Source organism: Rufibacter psychrotolerans (genome assembly GCF_016924645.1).
GTDB lineage: Bacteria > Bacteroidota > Bacteroidia > Cytophagales > Hymenobacteraceae > Nibribacter > Nibribacter psychrotolerans.
In genome coordinates, this window is record NZ_JAFFJV010000035.1 from 1 (window position 1) to 641 (window position 641).

1 protein-coding gene is annotated in these 641 nt (G+C 42.1%); it reads left to right on the forward strand.

Annotated elements, in window-relative coordinates:
- The coding region (locus tag JT718_RS20405; protein WP_205504649.1) for a DNA methyltransferase at positions 1 to 641 on the forward strand (641 nt) is incomplete at both ends.

A 641-nucleotide genomic window follows, 5' to 3' on the forward strand; every position in this document is an offset into this window, starting at 1 on the left:
ATGATCAAAGACATTATACAGCAAAACGACAACACCACCCCCAACAGCAGACAATTAGCTGTCCTTAAAGAGAATTTCCCGTCTTGTTTTAAATCCGATGGCTCTTTTGACATCGAACGTTTTAAAGCGGAAATAGCCACTACAGCCAATGTGGTACAGGAAGGTTATGAACTAAAGTTTTTGGGCAAAAATTATGCAAAGCTTTTAGCCAGTACGGATACCACTACGGTAATTCAGCCCAACGAACCACACAACAGCCTGCCCGAAAATGCCAACAGCCAAAACATCTACATCAGCGGCGATAACCTCGATGGGCTAAAGCATTTACTAAAATCATACAGTGGAGAAATCAAATGCATTTACATAGATCCGCCTTACAACACAGGCTCTGATGGTTTTGTTTATTTTGATAATTTCAACTATAACAAAGATACTCTACAGGAAAAACTGAGTGTAAGCGAGGAAGAAGCCGCCCGAATATTAGACCTTACAAAACGCGGCTCTGCATCCCACTCTGCCTGGCTGATGTTCATGTACAGTCGCCTACTGCTGGCAAGGGACTTATTAACTGATGATGGCGTTATATTTATCTCGATTGATGACAACGAGAATGCGAACCTGAAACTCCTTTGCGATGATGT